The following is a 7,541-nucleotide window of genomic DNA, read 5'->3' as shown; positions in this document are numbered from 1 at the left end:
CTTCCCCCCCCCCCCCCCCCCCCCCCCCCCCCCCCCCCCCCTCGCTCCTACAGGGGGTTGATCACGACCGGCTCCGGCTCCAGCTGCACGCCGAACTGCTCGCGCACGCCGTGCATCACCCGCTGTGCCAGCGCCCACAGCTGCGGGCCGCTGGCCTTGCCGTGGTTGACCAGCACCAGCGCGTGGCGGTTGGAGATGCCGGCGTCGCCCTCGCGCAGGCCCTTGAAGCCGGCGGCCTCGATCAGCCACGCCGCAGACAGCTTGCTGTGGCCGTCCGGCTGCGGCCATGCGGCCAGCGCGGGATGTTCGCGCTTCAGCGCATCGGCCAGCGCGGCGTCGACGATCGGGTTCTTGAAGAAACTGCCGGCGTTGCCGATCACCGCCGGGTCGGGCAGCTTGCGCGTGCGCAGGCGCACCACCGCCTCGGCGACATGGAACGGTGCGGGCTTGTCCACGCCCATCCGCGCCAGCTCCTCGTCGATGCCGGCGTAGTCGGTGCGCAGCGGGCGGCTGCGCGGCAGCACGAAACGCACGGCGGTGACGATGTAGCGGCCGGGCTCGTGCTTGAACAGCGAATCACGATAGGCGAAGGCGCAGGCGGCGTGGTCCAGCGTCGCCACGCGGCGCTCGCGGGTATCCCACGCTTCCACGCTTTCGACGAACTCGGCCACCTCGCAGCCGTAGGCGCCGATGTTCTGGATCGGCGCGGCGCCGACCGTGCCGGGGATCAGGACCAGGTTTTCCAGGCCGGCGTAGCCCTGGCCCAGGGTCCAGCGCACGAAGTCGTCCCAGCGCTCGCCCGCGGCCACCGCGATGCGCGCGCTGTCGCCGTCGCTTTCCACCTGCACGCCGCGGGTGGCCATCGCCAGCACGGTGCCGTCGAAGTCGCCGGTGAACAGCATGTTGCTGCCCTCGCCCAGCACCAGCAGGCGGTCGCTGCGCACGGCGGGAAAGTCGAGCAGCTCGGGCAGCTTGCCGGCATCGCGGATCTCGGCCAGCAGCTTCGCGCGCGCGGCCACGCGCAAGGTGTTGCGCGTGGCCAGCGAGGCATTCTCGGTGAGCGTGTAGCCGCCCATGTCGACGCGTTCAGGCGGCATCGGCGTCCTCGCGCTGGCGGCGGATCTCGTCGACGCATTCGGCCACCAGCAGCGGCCCGCGGTAGATCAGGCCCGTGTAGAGCTGCACCAGCGAGGCACCGGCGTCCATCTTCTCGGCGGCGTCGCTGCCGTCGAGGATGCCGCCCACGCCGACCAGCGGGATGCGGCCCTGCAGGCGCCGGTGCATGCCGGACAGCACCGCGGTGGAACGGTCGAACAGCGGCTTGCCGGACAGCCCGCCCACTTCGTTGGCGCGCGGGTCGTCGGCCACCGCGGCGCGGTCGATCGTGGTGTTGGTGCAGATCACCCCGTCGATGCCGGTGTGCAGCAGCACCTCGGCGACCGAGTCGAGTTCCGCTTCGGAAAGGTCCGGCGCGATCTTCAGCAGCATCGGCTTGCGCCGGCCGTGCTGCGAGCCCAGCCGCTCCTGCGCCTCGCGCAGCACCGAGATGAAGCGGCGCAGCGTGGCCTCCTGCTGCAGGTCGCGCAGGCCCTGGGTGTTCGGCGAGGAAATGTTCACCGTGACGTAGCTGGCCAGCTCGTACACGCGGGTGAGGCAGAGCAGGTAGTCGCTGACCGCCTTCTCGTTCGGCGTGTCCTTGTTCTTGCCGATGTTGATGCCGAGCACGCCGTGGTAGCCGGATTGCCGCACGTTGCGCACCAGCGCGTCGACGCCGGCGTTGTTGAAGCCCATGCGGTTGATGATCGCCTCGTGCCGCGGCAAGCGGAACAGGCGCGGTCGGTCGTTGCCCGCCTGCGGCCGCGGCGTCACCGTGCCGACCTCGATGAAGCCGAAGCCGAGCGCATCGAGCGCGGCGAGGTGCTCGGCATTCTTGTCCAGCCCGGCGGCCAGCCCCACCGGGTTCGGGAAGGTGATGCCGAAAGCGCGGGTCGGCAACTCGCCCGGCGGCCTCGCCAGCCGGTGGGCGAAGCCGCTGCGCTGGGCCACGCCCAGCGCATACAGGGTGAGGCGGTGCGCGGTCTCGGCGTCGAGCCTGAACAGCAGCGGGCGCAGGATGTCGTACATGGATCAGGCCGGTTGACCCGCGCAGGCGCGGGTGGGGTGATCGAAGCCTGCCGCGCCCGCCCCGGCAATACCCGGCGCGATGCGGCGGCCGCCGGCGACGACGCGATATCCGTGGAAATCGAAGGTAGCCGAGCGGGTGTCGGTATTCATGCAGCGATCAGTGCCAGCCCCACAGCGTGAAGCCGAACACCAGCATGGCGACCAGCACGAACGCGCCGAGCACGCACAGCACCAGCTGCGCGTAGCCGAGCACCAGCCCGGCCACCGCCATGCCGTCGCCATCGGCGCGGCTCTCGACCGGGCTGCGGCGGATCCCGCTGCGCGCCAGGTGGCCGCAGACGATCGCCACGATCGCGCCGATGAACGGCAGCACGCACCAGGCCAGGATGCCGAACACCAGGCTCACCACGGCCAGCGGACTGGTGCCGGAACCCGCACGGTAGGACGGTTGGTAGCTCATCGGGCTGCTCGCGGAATGAGGTGGGACGACGACGCCCTGCACCATCGCTGCGGGCGGTGCGCCGCCCGCAGCGGGTTCACGGCGTCACAGGTCGAACTTGATGCCCTGCGCCAGCGGCAGCGCGTCCGAGTAGTTGATGGTATTGGTCTGCCGGCGCATGTACACCTTCCAGGCGTCCGAGCCGGACTCGCGGCCGCCGCCGGTCTCCTTCTCGCCGCCGAACGCGCCGCCGATCTCCGCGCCGGAGGTGCCGATGTTGACGTTGGCGATGCCGCAGTCCGAACCGGCCGCCGACAGGAACTGCTCGGCCGACTTCAGGTTGTTGGTGAAGATCGACGAGGACAGGCCCTGCGGCACGTCGTTCTGCATCGCGATCGCCTCGTCGATGGTCTTGAACGGCATCACGTAGAGGATCGGCGCGAACGTCTCGGCCTGCACCACCTCGTCCGAGTTCTTCAGTCCGGTGACGATGGCCGGCAGCACGAAGTTGCCCTTGCGCTCGGTCAGCGCCTTGCCGCCGGTGCGCACGGTACCGCCCGCGGCCTTCGCCTTCTCGATCGCGGCGAGATAGGCGCCCACCGCTTCCTGGCTGTTCAGCGGGCCCATCAGCGTGGTGGCGAGCGTGGGGTCGCCGATCTTGCCCTCGACCTGCCCGTATGCCTTGACCAGGGTGTCGAGCACGCCGTCGAAGATCGACTCGTGCACGAACAGGCGGCGCGTGGTGGTGCAGCGCTGGCCCGCGGTGCCGACCGCGCCGAACACGATGCCGGGAATCGCCAGCTTCAGGTCGGCCGTCTTGTCCAGGATGATCGCGTTGTTGCCGCCCAGCTCCAGCAGCGAGCGCCCCAGGCGCCGGGCCACGCGCTCGCCGACCATGCGGCCGACCTTGGTCGAGCCGGTGAAGCTGATCAGCGGAATGCGCTTGTCGTCCACGAAGGCCTGCGCCAGGTCGCTGCCGGCGTCGTTGAACAGGAAGAACAGGTCGGGGAAGCCGCCGGCCTTCAGCGCCTCGTTGCAGATGCGGAGGGTGGCGATCGCCGACAGCGGGGTTTTCGGCGACGGCTTCCAGATGCAGATGTCGCCGGCGATCGTGGCCAGCATGGCATTCCACGCCCACACCGCGACCGGAAAGTTGAACGCGCTGATGATGCCGACCAGGCCGAGCGGATGGTACTGGTCGTACATGCGATGGCCGGGGCGCTCCGAATGCATGGTGTAGCCGTACAGCATGCGGCTCTGGCCCACCGCGAAATCGGCGATGTCGATCATCTCCTGCACTTCGCCGTCGCCTTCGGGCTTGATCTTGCCCATCTCCAGCGCGACCAGCGAACCGAGCGCATCCTTGTGCCGACGCAGCGCCTCGCCGCACAGCCGCACCGCTTCGCCGCGACGCGGCGCCGGCGTGGCGCGCCACAGCTTGAACGCCTCCTGCGCGCGCCGGACGATCACTTCGTAATCGGCCGCACTGGAGGCGTGCACGGTGCCGATCACCTCGCCGGTGGCCGGGTTCACCGGCCGCAGCGCGCCGGCGTCGGTGGTCTTCGACCACTCGCCCTGGCCGAGGTAGCTGCCGGACTGCTCGCCGTCGAGGCCGAGCGCGCTGAGAATTGCATGGGACATGGATGTCTCCTGGACGTGCGGCGCCCGCGGGCGCCGTGGGTGAAATCGGCAATGGGCCATTCTAACAGGCCGCGCCCAACTCCCTCCCCCTGCGCGCAGGGGGAGGAGCAACAAAATCGCGCCCGCACGCGATCCATGCGAAAATCCCGCCGCTGCCCTCGTAGCTCAGTTGGATAGAGCGGCCCCCTCCTAAGGGGCAGGTCGGACGTTCGAATCGTCTCGAGGGCACCAGTTTCGTAACGCGAGGGCCAGTCATGCCGGCCTTCGCTGTTTTTGGTTCAGGAACTGCACGACAGCATCGAGCAGCCGGCCTTGTGCCGCGCCCAGTCCGGACGCTTCTGCGCGAACGCCTCGCGGCCGGGCTGGTCGTCGTAGGGGTGGCGCAGCACCTCCAGCAGCTCGGCGATACCGCTGGCGTCGCCTTGCTCGGCGCGGTCGATCGCCTGCTGCGCCAGGTAGTTGCGCAGCACGTAGCGTGGATTGGCCGTGCGCATCTGCTCGCGGCGCCGTTCAGGTGGCAACGGATCATCGGCCAGCCGCGCCGCGTAGCGAACCAGCCAGTCCCTGAGCGCCGGCTCGGCCTCGCGCCGCTTCGCCTCGTCGTAGAACGCCTCGCCGAACGGCGCCAGCGTGGGCTCCTGCACATCCACCTCGGCCAGCGCGCGGAACCACAGCGTCATGTCGATCTCGGCCTGCTGCATCAGTACCTGCAGCGACTGCATCAGCGCCACGTCGTCGTCGCGGCACTCGGCCAGACCCAGCTTGGCGGCAATGTTGGCGCGGTCGGCGGCGGCGTACACGGTGGCGTAATGCTGCAGTCCGGCTTCCAGCGGCCCGACGCCATCGAACAGCGGCGCCAGCGCGCCGGCCAGGCAGCTCAGGTTCCACCACGCCACGTTCGGCTGCTGGCCGTAGCGGTAGCGGCGGCGTTGCGCGTCGGTGGTGTTCGGTGTCCAGTCCGGATCGTAGTCGTCGACCCAGCCGTACGGGCCATAGTCGATGGTGAGGCCGAGGATCGACATGTTGTCGGTATTCATCACCCCGTGCACGAAACCCACGCGCATCCAGTGCGCCACCATCGTGGCGGTGCGCTCGCACACCTGGGTGAACCACGCCGCGTACAGCGCCTCGCCCTCCCCGTCGAGCTCCGGAAAATCGCGCCGGATGGTGAACTCGACCAGCTGGCGCAGCAGCGCGACGTCGCCGCGCGAGGTAGGCAGCTCGAAGTTGCCGAAGCGGATGAACGACGGCGCTACACGGCAGACGATTGCACCGGGTTCCGGCGCGGCGTGGCCGTCGTAGAACATGTCGCGCACCGCCGTCTCGCCGGTGCCGACCAGGCTCAGGGCGCGCGTAGTCGGCACGCCCAGGTGGTGCATCGCCTCGCTGCACAGGAACTCGCGCACCGAGGAACGCAGCACTGCGCGGCCGTCCGCGCCGCGCGAATACGGCGTCAGCCCGGCGCCCTTCAGCTGCAGCTCCCAGCGCTCGCCGGCGGCGTTGACCACCTCGCCCAGCGAAATCGCGCGGCCGTCGCCGAGCTGCCCGGCCCAGTGGCCGAACTGGTGCCCGCCGTAGTTCGCCGCATACGGCTGCATGCCGTCGAGCAGCACATTGCCGCCGAACAACGCGGCGAATTCGGGCGTGGCGACGTCCACCGCGCTGAAGCCGAGCGTGGCCGCCATCTCCGCCGAGTACGCCAGCAGCCGAGGCGCCGCTACCGGCGTGGGATCGACCCGCGAGTACAGCGCGCCCTCGACCTGGCGCAGCCGCGCGCCCTGCTCCGGGTCGCCGGGCAGCTCGCGCACGAACGCATTGTCGAAACGAAGATCGAACACCAGGCCACCTCGGGGATTGCAGCCTATATCCGGGCGCCATCGGCCCGATGCAAGGCCGGGCCGCCGGCGCGGCCGATTTCTCCGGGCGGCTAGCGCGCCATGGCCTGCCCGCGGCGCGCCGGGCGATGGATCGCCTGCAGCCGCTGGTAGACGGTCAGCACGGCGGTGCCGTAATCCCGGGCCAGGGTCGGCGTGTGGCTGTGGTAGTAGCCCACGCCGAGCACCCGGTCGCGGGTCTGGCGCATGCCGTCGCGCAGGATCTTCGCGGCCACGGTGATGTTGGTGCGCGGATTCAGCAGGGTCAGCGGATCGCGCACCGCGTCGCGGTGCATCGGGTAGTAGACCTGCATGATGCCGACGTCCTGCACGGCCGAACCGAACTGGCTCGCCGCCGCCATCGCCAGCTGCACGTCGTGGCGCTCGCCGCGCACCAGGTGGTCGTTGACGCGGAACAGCCAGGGCGTGGGCGCGACCTTGCCGCCCGGGTACAACGCCTTCGACTCCACCAGGGCGATGCTGTACAGCAGCAGCGGATCGACGCCGGAGGCCTTGCCGACCTGCGACCACAGGCTTTCCCGCGAGGTGATGTCCAGATCGGGCTCCTCGATCGGCATCATCAGGTCCATCGTGCTGACATCGGACAACAGCCTGCGGCCGCTCTCGGCCGGCCCGGAGCGGAGCGTGGACGAAACCGCTGGCGCGCCCGCCGGCACCGGCGCGGCAAGCGCCGACACCGGCCTGGCCGGCAAGGATGGCGCGCGCAAGGCGGATACCGGCCTTGCCGGTATGGCGGCCGCCACGCTGGCCGGCGTCGATCCCGAACCGAAGTGCGCCGAGCCAAGGCGCAGCAGCACCAGGGCGACGCCGGCGATGGCACCCATCGCGACGCCTGCCGCCAGCCGGCGCCGGTGCATCTTCGCCCACCCGGACCACGACCGCTGGCGTGCCCGCATCCACGGTGCGATCCGCACATCGACGAGCCGGCGCAGACCGGCGGCTGCCGTCGTGCGCCATCCGTCCAGCGGCCAGGTGGGAGGCAGCAGCCAGCGTTCCGCCGCCGGCCGCGGCGCCTGCGGGGGCAACCGGCCGGGCACCGCCCGTGAGCGGACCCATTGGGCAGGAGCCGGCATCACGACCGGCCGGGCCGCGGGACGATGGTGCGTCGGCGGGCTCCCGGATTTCCAGCGCGCCGGCGCCATCAGATACACGCGGCCCGGTTCCCTGCACATGCCTCGCACGGCCACGCGGCCTGCGGCCGGTTGCCTGCGCGAGCCCGTTGCCGGGCCGGCCTGGGCAGGAGGGCGAGGTCCGGCACACCGGGCCGATTCCCGCCGGCCCTCGCCCGGCACCTCCGTCGCATGAGGCATGGCCAGGCCACCACCGACCTCGGAGTACCCGCGGCTTTCGCCGTGCAAGGCATCTGCAGTCGTTGGGGTCGAACCATCCACGAGCGAATCCTGTTCCAGGGGCATGGCCGCCGCCGATCCCTTGGAGTCTGG

Annotated in this window: 7 protein-coding genes and 1 tRNA gene; 1 reads left to right on the top strand and 7 read right to left on the bottom strand. The window is 70.6% G+C overall.

Annotated elements, in window-relative coordinates:
• Window positions 1-47: 47 nt before the first annotated feature.
• The 5 genes from murB to amaB all read right to left on the bottom strand — a co-directional run bounded on the left by murB (window position 48) and on the right by amaB (window position 4,204).
• On the bottom strand, window positions 48-1,076 hold the full coding sequence (gene murB / locus AC3WRN_RS15765) for a UDP-N-acetylmuramate dehydrogenase (RefSeq protein WP_492623686.1): 1,029 nt from the start codon (window positions 1,074-1,076) through the stop codon (window positions 48-50).
• Window positions 1,077-1,086: 10 nt separating this feature from the next.
• A complete protein-coding gene (locus tag AC3WRN_RS15760) occupies window positions 1,087-2,124 on the bottom strand; it encodes a quinone-dependent dihydroorotate dehydrogenase (RefSeq protein ID WP_492623685.1) in 1,038 nt (345 codons plus the stop codon).
• Window positions 2,125-2,127: 3 nt separating this feature from the next.
• Entirely contained in the window at window positions 2,128-2,274 is a 147-nt protein-coding gene (locus AC3WRN_RS15755) for a hypothetical protein (RefSeq protein WP_492623684.1), read from the bottom strand.
• A gap of 7 nt (window positions 2,275-2,281) precedes the next feature.
• Entirely contained in the window at window positions 2,282-2,584 is a 303-nt protein-coding gene (locus AC3WRN_RS15750) for a DUF4190 domain-containing protein (RefSeq protein WP_492623683.1), read from the bottom strand.
• A gap of 84 nt (window positions 2,585-2,668) precedes the next feature.
• On the bottom strand, window positions 2,669-4,204 hold the full coding sequence (gene amaB / locus AC3WRN_RS15745; protein ID WP_492623682.1) for an L-piperidine-6-carboxylate dehydrogenase: 1,536 nt from the start codon (window positions 4,202-4,204) through the stop codon (window positions 2,669-2,671).
• Window positions 4,205-4,358: 154 nt separating this feature from the next.
• Here amaB and AC3WRN_RS15740 point away from each other — a divergent pair.
• Window positions 4,359-4,435: transfer RNA gene (locus AC3WRN_RS15740), tRNA-Arg, on the top strand.
• Between the two features lie 47 nt (window positions 4,436-4,482).
• Here the strand turns inward: AC3WRN_RS15740 and AC3WRN_RS15735 are convergent.
• Window positions 4,483-6,042 carry a protein adenylyltransferase SelO gene (locus AC3WRN_RS15735; protein WP_492623681.1) on the bottom strand — a complete coding sequence of 520 codons (1,560 nt, stop codon included), beginning with the start codon at window positions 6,040-6,042 and terminating at the stop codon, window positions 4,483-4,485.
• Window positions 6,043-6,131: 89 nt separating this feature from the next.
• The gene (locus AC3WRN_RS15730; protein WP_492623680.1) at window positions 6,132-6,923 is read right to left on the bottom strand and encodes a lysozyme family protein; all 792 of its coding nucleotides are present in this window, start codon (window positions 6,921-6,923) and stop codon (window positions 6,132-6,134) included.
• Between the last annotated feature and the right edge of the window lie 618 nt (window positions 6,924-7,541).

The sequence above is a fragment of the Rhodanobacter sp. FW101-FHT13A11 genome, from assembly GCF_058790335.1.
The sequence above is the reverse complement of the archived record's forward strand: the minus strand, read 5'-3'. Positions and strand labels throughout refer to the sequence as shown.